The organism is Flavobacterium chungangense LMG 26729, from assembly GCF_000735715.2.
Lineage (GTDB): Bacteria > Bacteroidota > Bacteroidia > Flavobacteriales > Flavobacteriaceae > Flavobacterium > Flavobacterium chungangense.
Genome location: NZ_JASY01000001.1, coordinates 212,145 through 232,569 on the forward strand (window position 1 = coordinate 212,145; position 20,425 = coordinate 232,569).

Genomic DNA, 20,425 nt, shown 5'->3' on the forward strand with positions numbered 1-20,425 from the left:
TTGTCAGATAGAAATTTTTAAATTTAAAGTAAAATGAATACCGCATTATTGTTAATTGATATACAGAAAGAATATTTTGAAAATGGGGCGCTAGAACTTGTAAATCCTATTGCTGCAAGTGAAAATGCCAAAAAACTATTGGAGCATTTTAGGAAAGAAAATGGAACCATAATTCATATTCAGCATATATCGCCAGAAGGTGTTCCCTTTTTTGTTCCGGGTACAAAAGGTGTAGAAATTCATGAAAATGTAAAACCACTGGCAGGAGAGAAGGTGATCACCAAACAGTTTCCTAATAGTTTTAGAGGAACCGATTTACTGGAATATCTCCAGTCAAACGATATAACGCATTTAGTAATCGCGGGAATGATGACGCACATGTGCATTGATGCAGGGACCAGGGCTGCTTTTGACTTTGGATTTGAATGTACAGTAATTGGTGATGCCTGCGCTACAATGAATCTTCAAATAAATGCTCAAAATGTCAAGGCAGCAGATGTTCATAATGCATTTTTGGCTGCATTGGAATTCTTTTACGCAAAAATTACAACAACAGAAGCGTATTTGCTATCATAAGATAAAGAACAGTTAGAGAATCTTTTTCATAAATGAGCTGTAAATTATTACTGCTCATTTTTTTGGTTTGAAGTAATTTGTAAATGAAGTTGTAAATTTGCTGTAATTATAACATTCCATCACATCTTAAAGAAGTAAATGAAACGGATTTCAATACGCTAATGAATTAAAAAAAATGAAAACAGTTAAATTTCATAAAACAGAATGCGGTGTTGAAGTGCTTCTCAATGTATTACACTGTGATATGCTGACTGAGAAATATTTGGAACGTGATACATACAATACTGATTTTTTTGAAATATTGCTTTTTAAGACTGCTAAAGGAACACTAATTTTAAATCAGCAGAAAATTAATATTACTGACAATACAATTATTTTTATTTCTCCTTTTCAAAAAAGGCAATGGGCTTTAGAGAAAGACGGATTGGATTTTACGGTTCTGGTTTTTCAGGAAAATTTTCTTAATGACTTTTTCTCAGACAAGTTCTTTACGTACCGCCTTCTTTATTTTTATCAGTTGAATTATCCTTTGCATATTGCTATTGAAAGGGAAGAACTTCAAAAAGCACTTGACCAGCTTACGGAGATCAAATACGAACTTGTCAATAGCAGAACAGATAGTATTCATATCATACGATCGCTCACTTATTACCTGCTTTTAAAGTTTAACAGAATATATGCTGATGCAAATAATCTTTCAATTGAAAGGGCAGAAAACAACTTTGCCTACCAGTTTAAACAGTTACTGGAAATACATATCAGGCAGAAGAAGCGGATTGACTACTATGCAGATCTGTTAAATGTGAGCAGGATTACAATTAACACTTGTGTGAAAAAGCAGTTTAATGTTACCGCGACAGAACTATTAAAACAGAGACTGCTTTTTGAGATAAAGAATGACCTGATACATTCAGGAAAGACCATTGCTGAGATTGCCTATGATCTTGATTTTTCAGAACCCGGACATTTGATGCGATTTTTTAAAACCCAGACAGGAATAACCAGCGGACAGTTCCTTTCAGACTACCAGAATGGTATATTTTCATAACATTTTAAAGGCTGTTACTTAATAAGATAAATTTACAAACAAAGGAATTGCTATCCTTTAATTGAAAGTTTATGGAATTGCAGTTTCAAATCACTTAAATTTGCCTTACAGCAAACAATTTTTATATGATCAAAAAATACAAATCCAATAAGATATATTACCAAAGTACAGTAGCACTTGCAGGGCCTGTTGTAATCTCTCAGCTTGGTCATACAATGGTTCAGACTCTTGATACAGTTATCATAGGGCATTATGCAGGAACTATATCATTGGCAGCAGTCTCGCTTGTTCATTCTGTTTTCATGGTAGTTTTGGTCGTTGGATTAGGGATTGCCTATGGATTAACACCTTTGATAGCACAAGAAAACGGAAAATCAAATTTTAAGGAATGCGCCGAGCTACTGTCAAATAGCTTATGGCTTAATGTTGTAGCAGCAATTTTTCTTTTTTTAGTAGTATATTATGGTTCTATGTTTGCCATACAGCATGCAGATCAGGATCCTCTGGTAGTAGAAACAGCAAAACCTTATTTACTTATTTTAAGCTTATCTATTTTGCCTTTAATGATATTTCAAACTTTTAAACAGTTTGCAGAAGGACTGGGTTTCACAAAACAAGCAATGTCTATAACAATATGGGGAAATGTGCTCAACGTAATTATAGCAGTGATTCTCGTAAAAGGAATGTTTGGAATTGAGCCAATGGGAGTTCGTGGAGTAGGAATTGCAACATTGATAGATCGGATTTTAATGATGCTGGTTATGATAGGGTATGTACTTCGATCAAATAGTTTTGGATCTTACATGAAGCATTTCTCTGTTAAATTTATTGATTTTTCAAAAATTATAAAAGTGATAAAGATTGGATTGCCTGTGGCTATGCAGTATGTATTTGAAATTGGGGCGTTTGCAGCAGCTGCTTTAATGGCCGGTCATATTGGTGCAATGGAACAGGCAGCTCATCAGACAGCAATAACCCTTGCTGCAATGACTTACATGATGGCAGGAGGAATTGCATCAGCGGCAACTATTAAGGTTGGAAATAGTTTTGGAAATCAGAACTACAAAAGACTTAAGAGTTTTGCTTATGCATCCTATCATTTAGTTATCATTTTCATGCTTTTCTTTGCAGCAATTTTTACACTCTTTAATCAATATTTACCTTATTTAATAACAAATGATACAAGTGTTGTAGCGCTGGCTGCACAACTATTGATTATTGCAGCGCTTTTCCAGCTCTTTGATGGTACACAGGTGGTTGGACTAGGAACACTAAGAGGAATGGGTGATGTAAACATTCCCACTTTTATAACCTTTGTTGCTTATTGGCTTATTGGTCTTCCGGTAGCCTATGTTTTAGGAATTTATTTCAATGCAGGAGTACAGGGAATCTGGTATGGTCTGACCCTTGGGTTGTTAACATCTTCTGTCTTACTGTATTTAAGATTTCGATATGTAATGAATAAAGCCTTCAAAAATAATTCATAAGGAAATATTTCTTATAAATACAGCTAATAATTTAGAGTTTAAGGAATTAAAAAAGCAGTAAAAAAGGTAAATTATTTTTACTGCTTTTTTTACAACTTAATTAATGAAAAATTCTTTATGTATTTTAACCCATTCTTCGATAGGTGTCATCTTTACAGGCAATTTTTCAAGAACCTCTTGCAAGTTAGGATTAAATTTTGTTGGATAAACCGGAAGACTGGCCAGCATTTCATAATACCCTTGTACACCTCTGGCGCTTTCTTCTCCAACAAGGATGCTTAATTTATCTCCAAATTCTTGTGGAGGCATCGCGTAGAAATCAATTTTTTCTCCCAAACCAGTAGAGAATTTTTGGGCAAGACCATTTCCTTTAAGATCATCCGGACCGCTCACAAGAAATGATTGTCCGGACAATTCTGGTTTATATAATGCTTCTACAACAAAGGCACTAACATCTCTTGATGCAATATAGCCAATAGGCATATTTTCCGGAGTTGGATACGCTACTTTTCTTTCGCTTTTTACATAATCAGTTGTGTAAGGAGCCAACAGATTTTCGGCATAAATAGACGGTTCAATAATTACATAAGGCACTCCGGAGCTTTTAAGATATTCCTTTGTGTCCAGCTTTACGTCTTCCATAGGAATTCCTAATTTTTGTGGTGCCAAAAATCCGCTGGTATTCCAAACGATCATTTTTACACTATTTTCCTTAGCTGCATCTATTACATTCCTGGCAAGTTGAAATCCATCTGCCGGATTAGGAAGTGAAACAGGAATCAATAATGAGATAGTATCTATTCCTTTAGTGATTTCTTTCATTTTTGCTGCATCATACATATCACCTAATACAGGAATTGCACCGGCGTCTTCCAGTTTTGAAAAGTTTTTTTCAGAACTTGTTACAGCATAAACTTCTGCACCTTTATTTTTTGCTTCTCCAATTACGTAAAATTGCTGTGAACCTGTGGCTCCAAATACTAATACTTTCATTTTATTTTTTATTTAGTTAATCAAAATTTCTGTAAAACTAAATAATAACTTACTTTTGTACAAGTACTTACTTTTTAGTTGGGTACTTACTAAATAGTTAGAAATATTGAAAATCAATGGAAAAAAATATAAAAATAATTAATGCCTGTGATGAAAACTGCCCGGTAAAAAAATCATTAGGCTTATTGGGAGGAAAGTGGACAATGATGATTCTGTATCAGATCAATACAAGGACCATTAGGTATGGGGAACTTAAAAGAGCTGTTGTGGGTATTAGTGAAAAAATGCTGATTCAGGAATTGAATGCTCTGGTAGAAAACAAACTGGTCAATAAAAAAGCTTATCCCGAAATCCCGCCAAGAGTCGAATATTCTTTGACAGAACTGGGTTTAAAGACTTTGCCAATTATTGATCAAATAGCTGCTTTTGGATTAGAAAACTTAGTTTAGTTTAGTTTTGTTGAATTAAATATTATTATTATTTATTCATAAAATTAAGCATTTTAAGTGTAATTTATTCTTTGAATCTTCTTAGTCGTATTACAGACTCTCTTTTCTCATTTAATAATTGGTTAAAATACTCATTATTACCAAGTATTTTGTAAAACGATTTCTCCAACTGATTCGTTTTTATTTACAACTGTTTTTATGATGCTGTACCTCGTATAATTTACAACTGTAACTTCAATAAGATAAGTTTCTGAGTTAAGGTTTTTTATTAAAAATTCTCCATTATTATCTCTGACTTTAAAATTTTGGATTATTTTTTTTTGATTTGTAAAAGTATTAAGCTCAAAAATCTTAATCGAAAATGATTCAATAGGACTAAATTCATTATCTACAATCCTTCCCCAGATGGTAAAAGTTCCCTTCAGTGATTGAGCAGCAAAAAGGAGAATAGAAAGCAACATAATTACAAGTATTCTTTTCATAATAATAGTATACTTTGTTTATTATTAATTCAATATTTATTTCAGTTTTTTGTAGATGAAACTTTATCGACAACGATTTAGCAGTGTTTTTATTTTTTATAATTTATCTTAATGATTTTAAAATCTCCTCCACTGCTATCTCCTGTAAATAACCCTATTTTTCCAGATGTTCGATTGTTGAGTTTTTCGACTATCAGTGAAGGCTGAATTGCATTGTTTATGTACACTTTAATATTTGTGCTTTCAATTACTAATTTCATTGTGAACCAATCATTAGGGTTTGGTGGATTGATGATTTCTTTCTCGAAAACCGCATTCCTTTCATTTCTCAATTTTTCCCACGTAAAATCAGGATGTGAAATGTATTGCACAGCATGAATTCTTCTAACAGAATCTTTAGCGAAAAAATTGAAAGGACGACAATAAACAGCATCATAATTAATATCATCAACACCGTGAAAGGCGATCCCGATAAAACTTCGTTGAAAAACGTCCTTTCCCCGCATTTCAATTTCTATTGTACCGTTTTTAAAGTCATTAACAGGCAGCCATATGATGCCTTCTTTTTTGTTTTCCAATATTTTCAGGTAACCTCCACTATCACCCGAAACGATTTTGATCTCTCTATTTACTGATTTAAGCTTTCCTTTTTTGTACAAATTAGCGAGATCAATAGCTTGTTGTCGTTGTCCGAATATAAAGCATGGGAGCAATATCAAAGTAAATATATATGTAAATTTGGTTTGCTTTTTCATTTAAATTCTGTTTTAATTGTATGATATTTGATTGATTGCTGCTTAGAATAGATTGCTTTTCTCTAGTGATTTCAATAAGGAATGCCTCTGTTGTTCGAAGAAAAATATTCTCAAGTACAAAAATAGCATACATGTAAAAAAGAATAATTACCAGTTAGATAACAGAACTACCATTTTGATAAGCGTTTCTGAATTCTTTTGGAGAAATTCCTGTTTGCGCCTTGAAGAAACGCGTTAAATGATTTGCCTGAGAGAATTGTAATAGGTCCGAAATTTCATTTACATTAAGCTTAGTATAAGATAGCAGAGACTTTATTTCAAAGAGTATAAATTCATTTACCATTTCAGAAACGGTAACCCCAAACTGCTTTTTAATGCATTTATTTAATGTTACTCTACTGATACCTAACTGTTGGGCGTAATAGTCGATGTTTCTTATTTTACAGACCTCATTTTGTAAAATCTCTTTAAACATATAGGCTATGTTATTATTTTCAGTTTCTGAAGACAGAAGGTAATGTTGCGCATAGGCTCGATTGAGTTTAATCAATATAAAGTACAACAGTGCTCTTATAATATGTTCGCTATCTGATTTGAATGTTTTTATTTCACTGAGCAGCTCCTGAATTATATTCACCAACTGTAAAAAGAAGTCGTCATCCGCCTTTAGATAGAGCGGTTTGGTTTTGTTGTAAAAAAACTGTAGTCTGAAGGAGAATAATTTATCTGAGAAGAAATTAGACAGAAAGCTGTCCTGGAAAAACAAGAAATAACATTCAACTTTAGTATTGTCCAAAAACCATCTTCGTTTTTGAAATGGAGAAATAAAAATGACTGTATTATCTGAAACTTCAATTCTTTGCTGATCAAGTTCTAAATAGCCATTTCCTTTAGAGAAAAATATAAGTTCGTAAAAATCTGTATGATGAAGTTCACTTTCAAAAAAATAATATGGAATGTCTTTATAAGTGCCTATATCAATTAGGAGCTCAACATCATACTTGTTTTTTAAGAATTTAAATGTCTTCATTGTTAACTGATTTTCCGCATTATTTACATGCGGATATATAAAATCGAAGAAGGTTAACCAAATCATTTTTGTAGGCGAACCATCAATACAAATCCAATATAAGTTGGTAAAAATAGTTATTTAAAGCCAGATTATGCGTAAGAAATTGACATTAAGAAATTAATCAATAGATGATTGGATATGCAAACAAAAACGCGAGAAAAAGTTAAGATAGTATTCTCTTTTACTACAATAAGAATAGGTTAATTTTTATTTCCTAAACCTTTTCAAAAAGTTTTTGCCCTCATCTTTCTTAAAAAAGATGAGGGCCTTTTTATGTCTTCTATTTTTAGTTTAATTTCAAAACGATTATTTACATTTTAGAACGAATTCATGTTGTTAAACCAAGTAATTCTTATTTAAAGCAGTCTCTTGAAACTTTATTAGGTTTGATATGATCATTAAGAATCAAGTTGTCGAAATCAAAAAGTAAATCATTTAATACTCTTTTTTCTGAAAGAGAATTCTATCTTTTTCTTTCTTATAGTTTAATAATAAAATGTTAATAAACGCCTTATTTCATGAGTATTTGGCCTAAAACATTTTCTTTTTTTGTATCTTAAAAATCTAACAAATAAAAGATGATGACAAAATTACGAATTTCACTAATCAATGTTCACGGACTTTTAAAAGGTTCTGGTCTGGAGATTGGTAGAGATGCCGATAATGGTGGACAAACAAAGTATGTGTATGAACTTGCAGAATTTTTATCAAAACATAAAGATGTAGAACATGTTCATTTATTTACAAGACTAATTGATGACTCAAATATTTCGCCTGAATATGCAGTGCCTATTGAAATTATCAATGATAAATTAGATATTAGGCGAATTCCTTTTTTAGGAAAAAAATACAAGGCAAAAGAACAATTGTGGGAAGGTTTAGACACTTTTGTAAACGGAATTGTACAGCATATTAAACTTCACAATATATTCCCAAACTGGATTCATTCCCATTATGGCGATGCAGGATATGTAGCAAGTGAATTATCGACAATACTAAATGTTCCTTTTGCTCACACAGGACATTCATTAGGTTTTTACAAAAGGAAAAAGTTGCTCGAAAGTGGTTTGAGTGAAGAAGAAATTGAAAAAAAATTTAAGTTTAAACAAAGAATTAGTGCTGAAGAAAGAACTTTAGAATTGTCTGAATTTATTGTTACTTCTACAGAACAGGAGATTGAAACCTATAAACCTTATAAAAATTTTGATTTAGCAAAATACCACGCCATTTCTCCGGGAATTGACACTCGTAAATTTGTTCCTTACTATCATCGGGAACAAGATTCTGATAAGCAAATGGAAGAGGAACAAAGAAAATACTGGGTAGCAGAAACTATTTCCAAGTTTTTAATAAATCCTCATAAACCTTTTATTTTGGCACTTTCCAGACCTGATCGTCATAAAAATTTACACACTCTTATTGAAGTTTACGGCAAAGATAAGGAACTGCAAAGTATAGCCAATCTGGTCATTTTTGCCGGAATCAGAAAAGATATTTTGCAAATGCCGGAATCAGAAAAAGACGTTTTGACCGATCTTTTGCTTTTAATGGATAAATACGATTTGTACGGAAAAATGGCAATCCCTAAAAAGCATGATGTAGAAAATGAAGTTTCGATTATTTACCGATATGCAGCCGAAAAAAGAGGTGTTTTTATAAATTTAGCTTTGCATGAAAATTTCGGCTTAACCGTTATTGAATCTGCAAGTTCTGGTCTTCCAGTTGTGGTTACAAAAAATGGTGGTCCTTCTGAAATCATTCCGACTTGCCAAAACGGAGAATTGGTAAATCCATTAGATGAAAATGAAATCAAAAAGGCATTGCGAAAGATTTTAACAAATGAAAGTCAATGGAAATATTATTCAAATAATGGAGCAATTAATATTCAAAAACATTATAGCTGGCTGAGTCACGTTAATCAATATATTGATTATGTAAACGAAAATCTTTCCTTATCGTCTGGTTCAGGAATCAAAAAACAGCATTACCCAAATATAAACATAGACCGATTAAAAAGGAAGGTAGAAAATTTACTGGTAACTGATATTGACGGAACTCTCATTGAGCCAAAGTTAAATAATCCCGGACTGAAAGAATTAAAAGAGCATTTGATTAATCGCAATGAAAAAATGGCATTTGCCCTGGCATCAGGAAGAAATTTAGACTTAGTGAAAAAAGTTATTGTTGAGGAAAACTTTCCGCAGCCAGATTTTATTATTTGCTCGGTGGGAACTGAAATTTATTACACCAATGGTAAAGATTATATTTTAGACAAAGGCTGGGCTACATTTTTGGCAGGACGATGGAAGAGGGAAGATATTGCCAATCGTTTAAAAAATATTCCCTGGATGCGATTGCAGGAAGCCGAAGCACAAAACCCCTTTAAAATTTCTTATTATTATGATCAGGAAAAATACAATCATGACGAGTTGATCACAGTTTTAGGAAGTGGATGGTACAAAGTAAATATTATTCCAAGCCATAATGAGTTTCTTGACTTTATCCCTAAAAGAGCGTCAAAAGGAAACGCAATTAAATTTTTATGCCGTAAATGGAATATTCCTTTATCGAGTGTAATTGCGGCGGGCGATTCTGGAAATGATGTCGATATGTTCAGAGGCGCCATCAAAGGAATCATAGTAGGAAATCGCAGTGTAGAACTTGCCAATTATGAAACGACAAAAACTATTTATGTAGCCAAAGACTCTGCTTCTTCCGGTATTTTAGAAGGATTAAAATATTATAAAATAATTAAATAGGTTAAATATGTATTCAGGTTCAGGTTTTAGTAATTGGGAAATTGGCGATGTTGATGTCTTTATAGACGAAAATGGAGTCCATCATTTATTTCATTTGATTATTCCCAATCACGATTACATTGCACATGCCGTATCAAAAGACGGTCTTTCATGGAAAAGAGTAAAAAATGCTTTGTTTGTAGGGGATCCTGGGGAGTGGGATGATGACATGTTGTGGACGATGCATGTTAGTAAAAACTCTGATGGGCGAGGATATGAAATGTACTACACAGGTTTAAAACGGAAGGACAAAGGAATCATGCAAAAAATTGGTAGGGCAGTTTCTCCTGACTTAATTCAGTGGACAAAAGATAATCAATATGGTTTACCATTAAAAAGTAATGCTCCCTATTATGAAAGCAGAGATAACAACCCGCGAGAATGGCTTAGTTTTAGGGATCCTTTTAAATATCAGTTTGAAGGGAATGATTATTTACTGATATGTGCCCGCAGTGCAGTTGGACCTACGTATAGAAGAGGCTGTATTGGTGTGGCAAAAAGGGAAGAGAAGGGTTTTGTACTTCAAAAGCCATTGCATGTAGCTTATGTTTATGATGATATTGAATGTCCTTGCGTTGTAGAAATAAAAGGTATGCATTATTTATTGGGGTCCATTCGCGAAGATATAAAGGTTCGCTATTGGTTCTCACCCGATTTTAAAGGAGAATATCATGCTTTTCATAATAATGTGCTGCTTCCACAAGGTAATTATGCAGCAAGAATTGTAAAGGATGGAGACAATTATTTAATCTACAATTTTTATTTTGTGGGTGGAAATGTCAACACCCTTCGTGTAATTCCACCTCCAAAACGACTCGATGTTGATAGTAACGGAAGATTATTATTAAAAACGTATCATCATTGGAAAACGCTGTACCAAAGAACAATTCTTCAAAAAAACTTACATGTTCCGATTCCTGTTTTAGGAAATCCCTCGGCAAATTTTGAATTAGAAAATGAAAGTAAATGGCGATTTGGCTGCAGAAGTGGATACGAAGTTTTTTGTTTTGAAAAACCTTCTGAGAATTTTGTTTGGGAAGGAAAATTAGCTGTTGAAGGAATGGGGAAAACTGGTTTTGTTATTGAATGTGATGAAGAGGGGACAGCCTATTACATATCAATTGATTTTGTAAATGGTTTTGTTCAATTCAGGGCTTGGGGATTTAATGAAAAGGATGTAAAGAACAATTTTGTTTTTGAAAATATTCAAACCAATCAATTTGAAATAGTAGAAAGCAAAGAAATTTATTTTAAGATTATCCGTTACGGAAATTATTATGAGCTTTCTATAAATGAAGTTGTGAAATTAACGTTGTTGGACTTTAAATATAATGATGGCAAGATTGGGGTATATGTTTGTTCAGCTATAGTATCGCTGAGTGATTCAAAAATTCATGTAATTCCTGAGCCGGAAAATGAATATGCTACAGCAGATCCTAACAAAGCACTTGATGAATATAATAAAATAACGCAAGCATAACAATTAATTTTTTTTAAATATCTGATTTTTTGAATTCCAATGCAATTTTTCCTGAATGTAATAGTTGCAGGGACAATTTTGAAAAGCTAAATTTGTATTTATGACAAAACTTATAAATCTTAAAGTATTCTCTCATTTTTTTCGTTCATCTTCTTCAGGTGGAATCATATTATTAATCTTTGTAATAATATCACTCTTTATTGCTAATTCTGGGTGGTCAGATAGCTTTAAGGAAATTCTTAATTTGAACCTGGGCTTTAATACTGATAGTGTTCACCTTTGTTACCCTGTTTTATTATGGATAAACGATGGATTGATGGCTATTTTCTTTCTCCTTGTAGGATTGGAAATAAAAAGGGAAATAATTGAAGGTGAGTTGTCGTCATTTTCTCAGGCGGCTTTACCTGTACTTGCAGCAGTTGGAGGAGTAATCGTTCCTGCGCTGATTTATGCATTTTTTAACGGCGGGAATTCGATGACTGCAAAAGGCTGGGGAATTCCTATGGCCACTGATATTGCTTTTGCACTCGGAATTTTATCACTTTTGGGCAGTAAAGTTCCTTCAGGGCTTAAAATATTTCTGGCTGCGCTGGCTATAGTAGATGATCTTATTGCGATTTTAGTGATTGCGATATTTTATTCTTCAGAATTGAATTTTCTCTATTTAGGATATGCCGGAGCGTTATTTATAATGTTGATTATCTTTAATCGATTTGGTATTAAAAACCTGTTTTTTTATCTGATACCGGGTTTTGTTATCTGGTATTTTATCCATCACTCAGGGATCCATGCCACAATAGCCGGTGTACTGGTAGCCATGACAATTCCGACAAACGAAGATGATACAGAATCAACGCTTGAAAAATTGGAACATGCCCTGACTCGTCCGGTTAATTTTATAATCATGCCTATTTTTGCGCTTGTCAATACGAATATAACTTTTGAATCTACTATGATAGAAGGACTTTTCAGTAATCTGGGATTAGGTATAGTTCTGGGATTATTTCTAGGGAAACCCATTGGAATCTTGGTGATGTCATGGTTATCGGTTAAATTAAAAATTGCCACACTTCCGGAATCGACTACATGGATGCATGTCTTAGGACTTGGATTATTGGGAGGAATTGGTTTTACAATGTCCATCTTTATTGCTTTATTATCCTTTGGTGATGTACTGCATCAGAATGAAGCCAAATTTGCGATACTAATCGCCTCTACAATAGCCGGTATTTCAGGATTTTGTATTTTGAGTTTGTACAATAAAAAGGAAAAAAAGACTTTTCAGGATCACTAAGGTTTCCTGAAAAGTTCTACATCTTTAACGGATAATCTTTCATTAAGCCATTTTTGTAATTTTTCATTTTCAGCTTTATTAAGATTTTTGGATGCATCATAGATAACAGCCGTTATGGTAGTGGTACTGTCGTTTTGATTGATAAAAGTACTCTTAGTGATGGAAAGTGAGCTAATTATTGGAAATAAAACTCTTGTCTCTTTTAAAATCTGACGGTTGTCAAATTTATTTTTAGTCAGTTCCTTCTCCAGTTGCATGATCTTAATATCTTTAACATTCATTTCGTTTTCACTACTTTTAATCTGATTAAGGATATCTCCTTTTAGTGCATTGTAACGATCAGTACTGTCTTGTCGAATCTGCAGTTGTGTGCCGTTCAGGTATTTATTATGGTTTAACCTGTTGGTAAGATCTTTTATTTCTAATGAAGAAAAACGCCTTGATAGGAAAGCGAGTTCTAGTTTTTTGGTTTTAGCATTAAAGTTGGTCTTTTTGTAGACAATGGTGTATCCTTTATCTACGAATTCATTTTCAATGAAAAGATCTATGTTTTTTTTAAACTGCTGTTCCCTGTAGAGCGAGTAAGCAAGATAACTGCTGGGTACAAGCATTACGGTAATTAAAAAAGCTATGGTATACTTTACTCGTTTTTGATGTTTTTCATCAACCTGTTTAACTGCTGGATAATTAAGGTATTTAATAATTAAAAATGTTGCAATTCCTATAAATACGCAATTGATGCAATAGAGATAAAAGGCTCCTACGAAGAACGTCCATTGCGCTGTAGCCAAGCCATACCCTGCAGTACATAATGGTGGCATAAGTGCAGTTGCAATAGCAACTCCTGGAATAGGATTTCCTTTTTCTGATCTTGTCACTGCAATAACCCCGACAACACCTCCAAAAAAAGCAATCAGAATATCATAAATATTAGGGGATGTTCTGGCTAGCAATTCAGACTGGACATCCTTGAAGGGACTGAGGTAAAAATATAAGGTTGACACTGCCAGACTTACCACAGTGGCGATAAGCAGGTTGTTAAGTGATTTTTTAAGTAATGAAAAATCATAAATGCCAAGTGCAAAACCAGCTCCTACAATTGGTCCCATAAGTGGGGATATCAGCATTGCTCCAATAATAACTGCAGTTGAGTTTACATTTAGCCCAACGGAGGCAACAATTATGGCGCAGGCCAAGATCCAAAGATTTGCACCTTTGAAGGTTATGTTCTTCTTTATGGCCTCTAATGTTTTAGCCCTGTCATCTTCTCCATCCCGAAGGTTTAGTAAATCTGTAACTTTTCTCATAATTTATAAAATTAGTTGCTATTTTTTGATGCCTTATTATAGCCTTGTATTGCTAAGATAAGACTAATTTTATTGAGTGTTAAGTGAAACCAGGTAAATGAAAATTTGAATTTAATTATTTGCTGGAAAAATATTTTATTCAAAAATCATCGATTTCAGCCTATTCCTATAAGACTCCAACACATCTGACTTGGTGATAAAACCGTAATATTTCCCGTTTTTCAGCACTGGCAGGAAAACTTTATTACTTTTTTCAAACTTATTCATCACGGTTTCCATGCTCAAAAATCACTTCCCGAATATCATTGAAATATACCAGTCCTTCCAATTCATTATCATCACTGACAACACCAAAAATCACTTGGTCTGAGTGGGCTAAAAGTTCGGCTACATTCTCGAGATCCTGATTGGCTCCTACATTGAGGTAATCTTTTTTTACAAGATCCTCAATTTCAAGTTTGCAGAGAATATTAGTGTCCTTGTTACTGGTAAAAACATTTCCTTTACGGGCCAGATTCTTGGTTCTGTCGCATCTGGGAATAACTTTTATCTTTAGAATTTTAAACCGATCAAAAGATGAATACTAAAGGTTATTGTTATCCAAAATACATAATTCTTCAGGCAGTATATTTCAAGCTAAGATTTACACTTAGTTATCGGGATGTTGAAGAACTAATGAAGATTAGAGGAGTCATTGTGGATCATGCCACGATTCAGCGTTGGGTTTATAAGTTTGCACTTTTGCTTGAGGCAGAGATTAGGAAGAGAAAAGGCAGAGTGGGGGCGAGTTGGAGATTGGATGAGACCTACATCAAAGTAAAAGGCATTTGGTGTTATTTATATCGAGCAGTAGATAAATTAGGCAATACGGTTGACTTTCTTTTGACCAGAAAAAGACAAAGAATGAGTGCTCAGTCATTTCTAATTAAAGCAATTGCTAATAATTACCGGCCAAGAGTAATGAACATTGATAAAAGCGGTTCTAATAACGCAGCGATCAAAGTATATAATAAACGTTCATTCTCAAAGATTAAAATCCGGCAGTGTAAATATCTCAACAATATTGTAGAACAGGATCATCGTTTTATAAAGTGGCGTATACAAAACGGATTAGGTTTTAAAAGTTTTGAATCGGCCAGACGAACATTGAGCGGAATTGAAGTTGTGCATATGCTGAGAAAGAATCAAATGGTTAGACCAGGGATAACTATGTTTAAATCATTTTGTAAATTGGCAGTTTAACTTTTAAATCATTTAAAAACTTATATTTTATTCTGACAGATGCGACAGAACCTTCTTCTCCTATTTTTTTTAACTCTAATTGTTCTTTTTCAAAAGTGGAGTAAATATCATACTTGCTAAGTTCATTTTGCCTTCTGATAAGAATGAGATTTGCCGTATTTATATTTTCAGCATTGGATATTTTTTGTATTTGATTACTGGGTCTTTCAAATAAATACAATTTTAAAAACTCGCGCCTTGATGGTTTATCGGATGTTAAACTTTTTATAGGAGGATAAAAATCAAGATAAAGTGAAATTTTCCCATTGCTAATTTTCTTTTTTCTTAGTGTTATATTGGTCCTTCTCATAAATCTCTCACATTAAATATAATATCTATATCTTTTTTCGCTACGCGCTACGTAGTTAAATTTGCCGACGGCATATTTAACGATTCCATTTCTTTGTATGAGCATGTATAAGGCTCCGGGGGAAATGGAAAATTTCTGCTGTATTTGCGTTATGGTATAGCATTGTTCTAATCCCGGAAATTCCTGAACAGGACGTAGCATAGATTCCTGTAAAGGAATCGTAAAAAATCCGTCCATATCAGATCTTCTGATTACTGTCCTTGTTCCAAATTTTGCTATATCAAGCTCTCCTCTGGAAATTATCCTGTAGATAGTCCTTCTGCTGATTCCGTATAGGAGGCCAGCCTGTTTGATACTGATGAAATCTTTAGTTTTTGCAATTTCAAGATCCGGTTTTTTGGCAATTTCGGTCTGCCTGTTGCTCTCTTCAATTTTGGACTTCCTTGTTCTTGCTTTGTAGGCTCTGCTACTGCATTTAAGAGAGCAATAAAGCGTTTTTGTGGTGCGGGCTGTAAATTCATTTTTACAGAATTCGCAGATTCTGTTAATCTTAATGTTTGAACTCATAGAATGTGACTTTAAGTGTCCCACTGTGACTATGTGTGTCTCTGCGTGCCATTATCTGGCAAAAAAAAATATTTTTTGTACCTCGTGTTTTCGAGGTACAAAAACGGTACAAATTTAATCAAAACATCAACTAATATAAAAAATAAAACGCTAATAAAAAACGAGTTAAAATATTGATAAACAATATTTTAACTCGTTTAATTGTTTTTGTTTTGTGATGTTTTGTCTCTCTATTTTCCGATGCAGAAATTAGAGTCCAGTGTTTACAGGTGTTTCCAGATTATATGGTACAAAAATGGTACAAATCTGGCCGAAATATCACAAAATAAAACAAAGATATCCTTATTAAGATAACATAACTCATGGGAGTTGTTTAGTGCAAAAATAATATAAATTTTGATATATTTATCGGTATTATTTTCACATAGATATACTAATAAATAATAAAGCAAAATGTCACATCTTAGAAATTTAAATGTGAAAGTGTTTAAAACTAAAAAGGCAAAAGCTTGAAGTTGATATTAGATTTCTGAACTTTTTTCAATATCATTTTGGGTTTCTAAAGAAGTTTTTATTCGACCGGACTTAATCCATTTCATCAATTCATGTCTGTAAAAATAAATGCGTTTACCTTGTTTATTAACTGGGATTTCTCTTCTACATACTTTACTATAGATTGTTGATACCGATAGATTTAAAAGTTTTGATGTTTCTTGAATGTTTAATAATTCATCTTGGCTTTCTTCAGTAGGGGATATTTTTCCAATTGATCTATCCTTAAAACAAAAGTTCGATTTATTGTAAACCCGAGTAATTGGTTTACAGACCGTTCGTAGAGTTAGTATTTACTAATTTCCACCATCTATCGAAGATAATTTTATTTTCGACTACCGCTGAAATGAAATTTGGAATAGAATAATCAAATTTGCCAACTCCTTTTATTTGAAAGTCTAATTCATCAATATAAAAAATCGGTAGGCTTTTTAGAGATGGCATTATACCGCAGGAAGGGAATTTATTATCATATTCTTTTTTTAGGATATAATAACCAATTGCTTTAGTAACAGTTTTATACCTAGGGTGCTTTAATAGCCAAATTGTCTCAACATTGGAATTATTATATCTTTTCTGCCTTTCAAGATAGGTTTCTAAAGTTTGAGGAGATCTTTGAATTTCAATAGCATATTTTTTTCCATTGAACTCAAAGTATATATCTGCAATCCATTTAAATCCAATCTTTTCTTCAACTGCCATGATTCCTTTTTTTGACAATTGATTGATTATGAGTTTTTTTGCAGTCTTATGCCAAATTGTTTCTGGCGCCGTTGCGCACTCTCCGTTTTGGTGTGAAAAAAATCTTTTGAATTTTATGCTCGTTTTAGGAATTGCATTAGCATCGCAACAGATCATTTTTATATTTCCGATTCCATAATTCTTTTTAAAATCATGCCAGGAATCGTCGTCATAAAGATTTGAATCCAAAATTTCCCCATCAATTGTTACTGCAAAATCTGACATAGTTTAATGTTTATTGTATCTAATTTTTCCCTGTAAGCGAATTCATTATAGCTTCCAACTGTGTTTTGTAGCTAAGTTAAAGCTTTCTCTATAAAAATAAAAGCGCAAATTTATGCTCAACGAGAGAGTGTATTTAAGAGCTATCTGTAGCTGATTATTTTCTTAGGAACCATTTGGCATTATGGTATATTTTATTTGCACTTCTTTTGGATTGCAATTCATTCTTTCGGTTTCTATAGGTAGAAAAGCTTTTCCAAATTTATTGTCATTGAATGTTTGCACCGCTTTGTCTATAATGGCTGAATATGAGTTTTGTGAATGGTTTGGGTCATTGATTTTAATATGAAGAACTGTACTGCTAAACAGGTTCATTATGTCTCGAGAGTTTTCGTCGAAAAGAGTTCTTGAGTTTCCTCCAAAAGGCGACTGGATAGACTCTTCACAATCTTTAAATGAATCTAGTGTTGCCATCGATAAAGTAACTTCTTGATTGTTTTCTGTTTGAACAGTCTCTGTAATTGTGCTACCGCTCAAACTCAGATCGGCAATTTCGAACAGCGCATGGTATTCCGTATCGTTTTCGATACTGGCTGTTTTTACTACCATGTATTTCTTCATTTCGGAGTAGATATGATAATACAAAATCCGCTTTAACACTAATGACGGATTCTCTAATTTTCTAAAGCTGTCTTCGTAATTTAACAATTGGATATAACCTTTTATATGCTTTTGATCTGACTCGGTCGAAATGTGGAATGAATACTCTATTCCATTAATGTTTTCAGTTTTTTTTGTAATGGGATTCATAATAGGTTTAATTTAGGTTGAAGCTGTTCATATGTTCCTGTTTAAATTTGAGTTTACAAATTTATGGGTATTAATTTGCTCTTGTAATTCACTAGTCAAAGCTTAACAATGCTTCTGAGGTTGAACTCAAATACTTTCTTAGTTCATTTTCAATTTTTTTGCAGGATACTAAAGCTGGTTTGTCAATTATTTCAAACACAATGGAATTTTCTTTGACCAAATAATTACCTGTAACTTTTCCGGCTTGTGTAGGGATCGAGTAAATTCCTTTTTTCATATTTCCTTCAAAGGTGCCTCCAATTGAAGTAATGCCATTTTTTGCTTTTTCGATAAGTTTATCGACAGGTTCAGTAAAATTGATATTGAAGTTGCATTTTGTCATTTGTTTTTAATTTTAAATTGGTTGTTTTAAAATTCACTTATTAACGTATCCCGGTAAGTGAAGTTATAGATCGGTTAACAAAATCGGATTAATATTTTTTTCATCTACTCCAATACTTTTTAATATGTCAATAGGCCTTTGCATATCTCCAAAATATGAGACATTCCATTTTATGTTAGCACGAACACTCCTAAATACTTTTAGAAAATAAGGTAAGTCTACTGTAGATATTGAATGGCCGAGGATAAAAATTTCTTCAATTTGTAATAAACTATTAAAGTATGCTTCATTTTCGGCGATGATGGTTGAAGTGTTTTTATATGTGCTTTCAAAATAATCATCTAAAATTTTATTTCCTTCCATTACTCTAACATCGTATGAATCCATATCATCATCGTCTTTATAATGATTAAATGAATTTTCAGGAGTTAATTCCCTACTATGGCCTAAAATTATTTCGGAATCCGTATCTATCGCCTTTTTATGAATATATAAAATTTGATTTTCTGGAATAGAATAATTTTGTTGTAATGTTGGAGTATAATTAAAAACAAGATATTGCGCGTCTTTACTCAACGTAATTTTTTGCACTTTTGGAATATCTAAGTTTAGTATCCAATTTAAAAAGTTTTCTCGCAAATCTACCGTAATAACATTGATAGCCCGCTGCATCTCATATTGATAATCATGATGATTTGCATCACTCCAATCATCAGCGGAATAGCTAACTAAAAAATCAGACGCATCATCCACTATCTTGTCAGTATCGATATGAGCTAGTGTTTCTTCAAAGTCTGACCATAATTCATCAGCTACAAAATATTCATCTAACGCTTCAAATAAATTTGGTTCTTTTTCTTCAACAAAATCACGAAAATCGCTGTATCTAGATTTGATTCCATGAAAAATATCAAATCCATTTCCTATAATATATAATCGTTTACTCATAAGTCTTTAAGATATGCATTGCGTTTCATTTATACGTAGTCGTTTGAGGGCGATAAAGTTATCTATGACAAGATATAGATTCTTAGTGAAATATAAATTTTCGATAATAAAAAAACTTACAATTTTTATAAACAATTTGTTGGAAGTGGTTATTTCGTTTTGAAATTAAATTCAAAAGTTCTATCTTCCATATCAACAGATGTTGAGACCCCCACTTTTATCAGTTCTATTACAAGAAAATTTTTAGAATATTTAAAACCTCCGAAGCATGAGAAGTAACAAAGATTTCAGTACCTTTTATAAAAACTGGCGAAACACCTTTAGGGCTTAAAAGCAAATACCTTATTTTATATAATTAACATAAAAAAACTAAGTCATGCATGACTAGAATATTCAAAGATGAAGCTTAAAAAGAGAAAAGTTCAAAAATCTAAAGTAACACTAGATTTCTGAACTTTTTTTAAATACCATTTTGGACTTCTAAATAAGTTTTTACTCGACCAGATTTAATCCATTTCATTAACTCATGTTTGTAAAAATAAATGCGCTTGCCTTGTTTGTTAAATGGAATTTCTCTCTTACATACTTTACTATAGATTGTTGATACCGATAGATTTAAAAGTTTTGATGTTTCTTGAATGTTTAGTAATTCATCTTGATTTTCTCCAGTAGGAGAGGTTCTTTCAATAAGTTTTTCCAAATGCTCTAATTTATCGTAAAGCTTTTTCATCATTATTGGTATCTGGTCAAAAGTAAATGGCTTCATGGTAATTTGTTATTTAGATCTTATGTAAAAGTATGTATTACCATTACAATAGTTTAAATAAACAGGTATAAATACGTACTCGTCGATGTTTTTTTAATCGATATA

Annotated in this window: 23 protein-coding genes; 8 read left to right on the forward strand and 15 right to left on the reverse strand. The window is 32.6% G+C overall.

Going from position 1 to position 20,425, the window contains the following annotated elements; translation table 11 throughout:
• Positions 1-33 precede the first annotated feature (33 nt).
• From JE46_RS00860 to JE46_RS00870, 3 genes are all read left to right on the forward strand, one after another.
• A complete protein-coding gene (locus JE46_RS00860) occupies positions 34-576 on the forward strand; it encodes a cysteine hydrolase family protein (RefSeq protein WP_031453359.1) in 543 nt (180 codons plus the stop codon).
• Positions 577-751: 175 nt separating this feature from the next.
• Positions 752-1,624, forward strand: a complete 873-nt coding sequence (locus tag JE46_RS00865) for a helix-turn-helix domain-containing protein (protein WP_031453360.1) — start codon at positions 752-754, stop codon at positions 1,622-1,624.
• A gap of 125 nt (positions 1,625-1,749) precedes the next feature.
• Entirely contained in the window at positions 1,750-3,111 is a 1,362-nt protein-coding gene (locus tag JE46_RS00870) for an MATE family efflux transporter (protein WP_031453361.1), read from the forward strand.
• Positions 3,112-3,207: 96 nt separating this feature from the next.
• On the opposite strand, the gene JE46_RS00875 is transcribed toward JE46_RS00870, so the two are convergent.
• On the reverse strand, positions 3,208-4,104 hold the full coding sequence (locus JE46_RS00875) for an SDR family oxidoreductase (RefSeq protein ID WP_031453362.1): 897 nt from the start codon (positions 4,102-4,104) through the stop codon (positions 3,208-3,210).
• A 116-nt stretch (positions 4,105-4,220) separates the two neighbouring features.
• Here JE46_RS00875 and JE46_RS00880 point away from each other — a divergent pair, with 116 nt between their 5' ends.
• On the forward strand, positions 4,221-4,553 hold the full coding sequence (locus tag JE46_RS00880; protein WP_031453363.1) for a winged helix-turn-helix transcriptional regulator: 333 nt from the start codon (positions 4,221-4,223) through the stop codon (positions 4,551-4,553).
• A gap of 137 nt (positions 4,554-4,690) precedes the next feature.
• On the opposite strand, the gene JE46_RS00885 is transcribed toward JE46_RS00880, so the two are convergent.
• From JE46_RS00885 to JE46_RS00900, 3 genes are all read right to left on the reverse strand, one after another.
• Entirely contained in the window at positions 4,691-5,035 is a 345-nt protein-coding gene (locus tag JE46_RS00885; RefSeq protein WP_031453364.1) for a hypothetical protein, read from the reverse strand.
• An 89-nt stretch (positions 5,036-5,124) separates the two neighbouring features.
• The gene (locus tag JE46_RS00890) at positions 5,125-5,790 is read right to left on the reverse strand and encodes a hypothetical protein (protein ID WP_157505842.1); all 666 of its coding nucleotides are present in this window, start codon (positions 5,788-5,790) and stop codon (positions 5,125-5,127) included.
• Positions 5,791-5,944: 154 nt separating this feature from the next.
• On the reverse strand, positions 5,945-6,820 hold the full coding sequence (locus JE46_RS00900; RefSeq protein ID WP_031453367.1) for a helix-turn-helix domain-containing protein: 876 nt from the start codon (positions 6,818-6,820) through the stop codon (positions 5,945-5,947).
• 620 nt (positions 6,821-7,440) lie between these two features.
• Here JE46_RS00900 and JE46_RS00905 point away from each other — a divergent pair.
• The 3 genes from JE46_RS00905 to nhaA all read left to right on the forward strand — a co-directional run bounded on the left by JE46_RS00905 (position 7,441) and on the right by nhaA (position 12,434).
• Positions 7,441-9,621 carry an HAD-IIB family hydrolase gene (locus tag JE46_RS00905; protein WP_031453368.1) on the forward strand — a complete coding sequence of 727 codons (2,181 nt, stop codon included), beginning with the start codon at positions 7,441-7,443 and terminating at the stop codon, positions 9,619-9,621.
• Between the two features lie 7 nt (positions 9,622-9,628).
• A complete protein-coding gene (locus JE46_RS00910; RefSeq protein WP_031453369.1) occupies positions 9,629-11,140 on the forward strand; it encodes a glycoside hydrolase family protein in 1,512 nt (503 codons plus the stop codon).
• Positions 11,141-11,240: 100 nt separating this feature from the next.
• On the forward strand, positions 11,241-12,434 hold the full coding sequence (gene nhaA / locus JE46_RS00915) for a Na+/H+ antiporter NhaA (RefSeq protein WP_031453370.1): 1,194 nt from the start codon (positions 11,241-11,243) through the stop codon (positions 12,432-12,434).
• Here the strand turns inward: nhaA and JE46_RS00920 are convergent.
• The 3 genes from JE46_RS00920 to JE46_RS24705 all read right to left on the reverse strand — a co-directional run bounded on the left by JE46_RS00920 (position 12,431) and on the right by JE46_RS24705 (position 14,300).
• Entirely contained in the window at positions 12,431-13,741 is a 1,311-nt protein-coding gene (locus tag JE46_RS00920; RefSeq protein ID WP_031453371.1) for a DUF389 domain-containing protein, read from the reverse strand. The genes nhaA and JE46_RS00920 overlap by 4 nt on opposite strands.
• A 135-nt stretch (positions 13,742-13,876) precedes the next feature.
• Positions 13,877-14,020, reverse strand: coding sequence for a CBS domain-containing protein (locus tag JE46_RS24435; protein ID WP_317041399.1), 144 nt, complete (start codon positions 14,018-14,020; stop codon positions 13,877-13,879).
• On the reverse strand, positions 14,001-14,300 hold the full coding sequence (locus JE46_RS24705; RefSeq protein WP_394332075.1) for a CBS domain-containing protein: 300 nt from the start codon (positions 14,298-14,300) through the stop codon (positions 14,001-14,003). The genes JE46_RS24435 and JE46_RS24705 overlap by 20 nt, the downstream gene beginning before the upstream one ends.
• Positions 14,301-14,317: 17 nt before the next feature.
• Here JE46_RS24705 and JE46_RS00925 point away from each other — a divergent pair, with 17 nt between their 5' ends.
• Positions 14,318-14,983, forward strand: coding sequence for an IS6 family transposase (locus tag JE46_RS00925; protein ID WP_031453372.1), 666 nt, complete (start codon positions 14,318-14,320; stop codon positions 14,981-14,983).
• Here JE46_RS00925 and JE46_RS00930 read toward each other — a convergent pair.
• From JE46_RS00930 to JE46_RS00960, 8 genes are all read right to left on the reverse strand, one after another.
• Positions 14,955-15,332, reverse strand: coding sequence for a hypothetical protein (locus tag JE46_RS00930; protein ID WP_031453373.1), 378 nt, complete (start codon positions 15,330-15,332; stop codon positions 14,955-14,957). The genes JE46_RS00925 and JE46_RS00930 overlap by 29 nt on opposite strands.
• A gap of 12 nt (positions 15,333-15,344) precedes the next feature.
• Positions 15,345-15,899 carry a helix-turn-helix domain-containing protein gene (locus tag JE46_RS00935; RefSeq protein WP_236010798.1) on the reverse strand — a complete coding sequence of 185 codons (555 nt, stop codon included), beginning with the start codon at positions 15,897-15,899 and terminating at the stop codon, positions 15,345-15,347.
• A 521-nt stretch (positions 15,900-16,420) separates the two neighbouring features.
• The gene (locus JE46_RS24660) at positions 16,421-16,744 is read right to left on the reverse strand and encodes a helix-turn-helix domain-containing protein (protein ID WP_083480825.1); all 324 of its coding nucleotides are present in this window, start codon (positions 16,742-16,744) and stop codon (positions 16,421-16,423) included.
• Positions 16,719-17,417: a competence protein CoiA family protein gene (locus JE46_RS00940; protein ID WP_051872777.1), complete on the reverse strand. Its 699-nt coding sequence runs from the start codon at positions 17,415-17,417 to the stop codon at positions 16,719-16,721. Before JE46_RS00940 ends, JE46_RS24660 begins: the two co-directional genes overlap by 26 nt.
• Positions 17,418-17,579: 162 nt before the next feature.
• Positions 17,580-18,224, reverse strand: a complete 645-nt coding sequence (locus tag JE46_RS00945; RefSeq protein WP_157505844.1) for a hypothetical protein — start codon at positions 18,222-18,224, stop codon at positions 17,580-17,582.
• A gap of 91 nt (positions 18,225-18,315) precedes the next feature.
• Entirely contained in the window at positions 18,316-18,606 is a 291-nt protein-coding gene (locus JE46_RS00950) for a hypothetical protein (RefSeq protein WP_031453376.1), read from the reverse strand.
• A 63-nt stretch (positions 18,607-18,669) separates the two neighbouring features.
• Positions 18,670-19,554 (reverse strand): bacteriophage abortive infection AbiH family protein, encoded by an 885-nt coding sequence (locus JE46_RS00955; protein ID WP_051872778.1) that lies wholly within the window; start codon positions 19,552-19,554, stop codon positions 18,670-18,672.
• A gap of 460 nt (positions 19,555-20,014) precedes the next feature.
• Positions 20,015-20,320 carry a helix-turn-helix domain-containing protein gene (locus JE46_RS00960; protein WP_031453378.1) on the reverse strand — a complete coding sequence of 102 codons (306 nt, stop codon included), beginning with the start codon at positions 20,318-20,320 and terminating at the stop codon, positions 20,015-20,017.
• Between the last annotated feature and the right edge of the window lie 105 nt (positions 20,321-20,425).

What these genes read in the sequence shown, in the direction of transcription:
- JE46_RS00935 (WP_236010798.1), bottom strand. Translation starts at nt 15,899, where the DNA reads ATGAGTTCAAACATTAAGATTAACAGAATCTGCGAATTCTGTAAAAAT.
- JE46_RS00885 (WP_031453364.1), bottom strand. Translation starts at nt 5,035, where the DNA reads ATGAAAAGAATACTTGTAATTATGTTGCTTTCTATTCTCCTTTTTGCT.
- nhaA (WP_031453370.1), top strand. Translation starts at nt 11,241, where the DNA reads ATGACAAAACTTATAAATCTTAAAGTATTCTCTCATTTTTTTCGTTCA.
- JE46_RS00925 (WP_031453372.1), top strand. Translation starts at nt 14,318, where the DNA reads ATGAATACTAAAGGTTATTGTTATCCAAAATACATAATTCTTCAGGCA.
- JE46_RS00870 (WP_031453361.1), top strand. Translation starts at nt 1,750, where the DNA reads ATGATCAAAAAATACAAATCCAATAAGATATATTACCAAAGTACAGTA.
- JE46_RS00865 (WP_031453360.1), top strand. Translation starts at nt 752, where the DNA reads ATGAAAACAGTTAAATTTCATAAAACAGAATGCGGTGTTGAAGTGCTT.
- JE46_RS00945 (WP_157505844.1), bottom strand. Translation starts at nt 18,224, where the DNA reads ATGAATCCCATTACAAAAAAAACTGAAAACATTAATGGAATAGAGTAT.
- JE46_RS00860 (WP_031453359.1), top strand. Translation starts at nt 34, where the DNA reads ATGAATACCGCATTATTGTTAATTGATATACAGAAAGAATATTTTGAA.
- JE46_RS00900 (WP_031453367.1), bottom strand. Translation starts at nt 6,820, where the DNA reads ATGAAGACATTTAAATTCTTAAAAAACAAGTATGATGTTGAGCTCCTA.
- JE46_RS00930 (WP_031453373.1), bottom strand. Translation starts at nt 15,332, where the DNA reads ATGAGAAGGACCAATATAACACTAAGAAAAAAGAAAATTAGCAATGGG.
- JE46_RS24435 (WP_317041399.1), bottom strand. Translation starts at nt 14,020, where the DNA reads ATGGAAACCGTGATGAATAAGTTTGAAAAAAGTAATAAAGTTTTCCTG.
- JE46_RS00960 (WP_031453378.1), bottom strand. Translation starts at nt 20,320, where the DNA reads ATGAAGCCATTTACTTTTGACCAGATACCAATAATGATGAAAAAGCTT.
- JE46_RS00910 (WP_031453369.1), top strand. Translation starts at nt 9,629, where the DNA reads ATGTATTCAGGTTCAGGTTTTAGTAATTGGGAAATTGGCGATGTTGAT.
- JE46_RS00950 (WP_031453376.1), bottom strand. Translation starts at nt 18,606, where the DNA reads ATGACAAAATGCAACTTCAATATCAATTTTACTGAACCTGTCGATAAA.
- JE46_RS00875 (WP_031453362.1), bottom strand. Translation starts at nt 4,104, where the DNA reads ATGAAAGTATTAGTATTTGGAGCCACAGGTTCACAGCAATTTTACGTA.
- JE46_RS00955 (WP_051872778.1), bottom strand. Translation starts at nt 19,554, where the DNA reads ATGAGTAAACGATTATATATTATAGGAAATGGATTTGATATTTTTCAT.
- JE46_RS00940 (WP_051872777.1), bottom strand. Translation starts at nt 17,417, where the DNA reads ATGTCAGATTTTGCAGTAACAATTGATGGGGAAATTTTGGATTCAAAT.
- JE46_RS00880 (WP_031453363.1), top strand. Translation starts at nt 4,221, where the DNA reads ATGGAAAAAAATATAAAAATAATTAATGCCTGTGATGAAAACTGCCCG.
- JE46_RS00905 (WP_031453368.1), top strand. Translation starts at nt 7,441, where the DNA reads ATGATGACAAAATTACGAATTTCACTAATCAATGTTCACGGACTTTTA.
- JE46_RS00920 (WP_031453371.1), bottom strand. Translation starts at nt 13,741, where the DNA reads ATGAGAAAAGTTACAGATTTACTAAACCTTCGGGATGGAGAAGATGAC.
- JE46_RS00890 (WP_157505842.1), bottom strand. Translation starts at nt 5,790, where the DNA reads ATGAAAAAGCAAACCAAATTTACATATATATTTACTTTGATATTGCTC.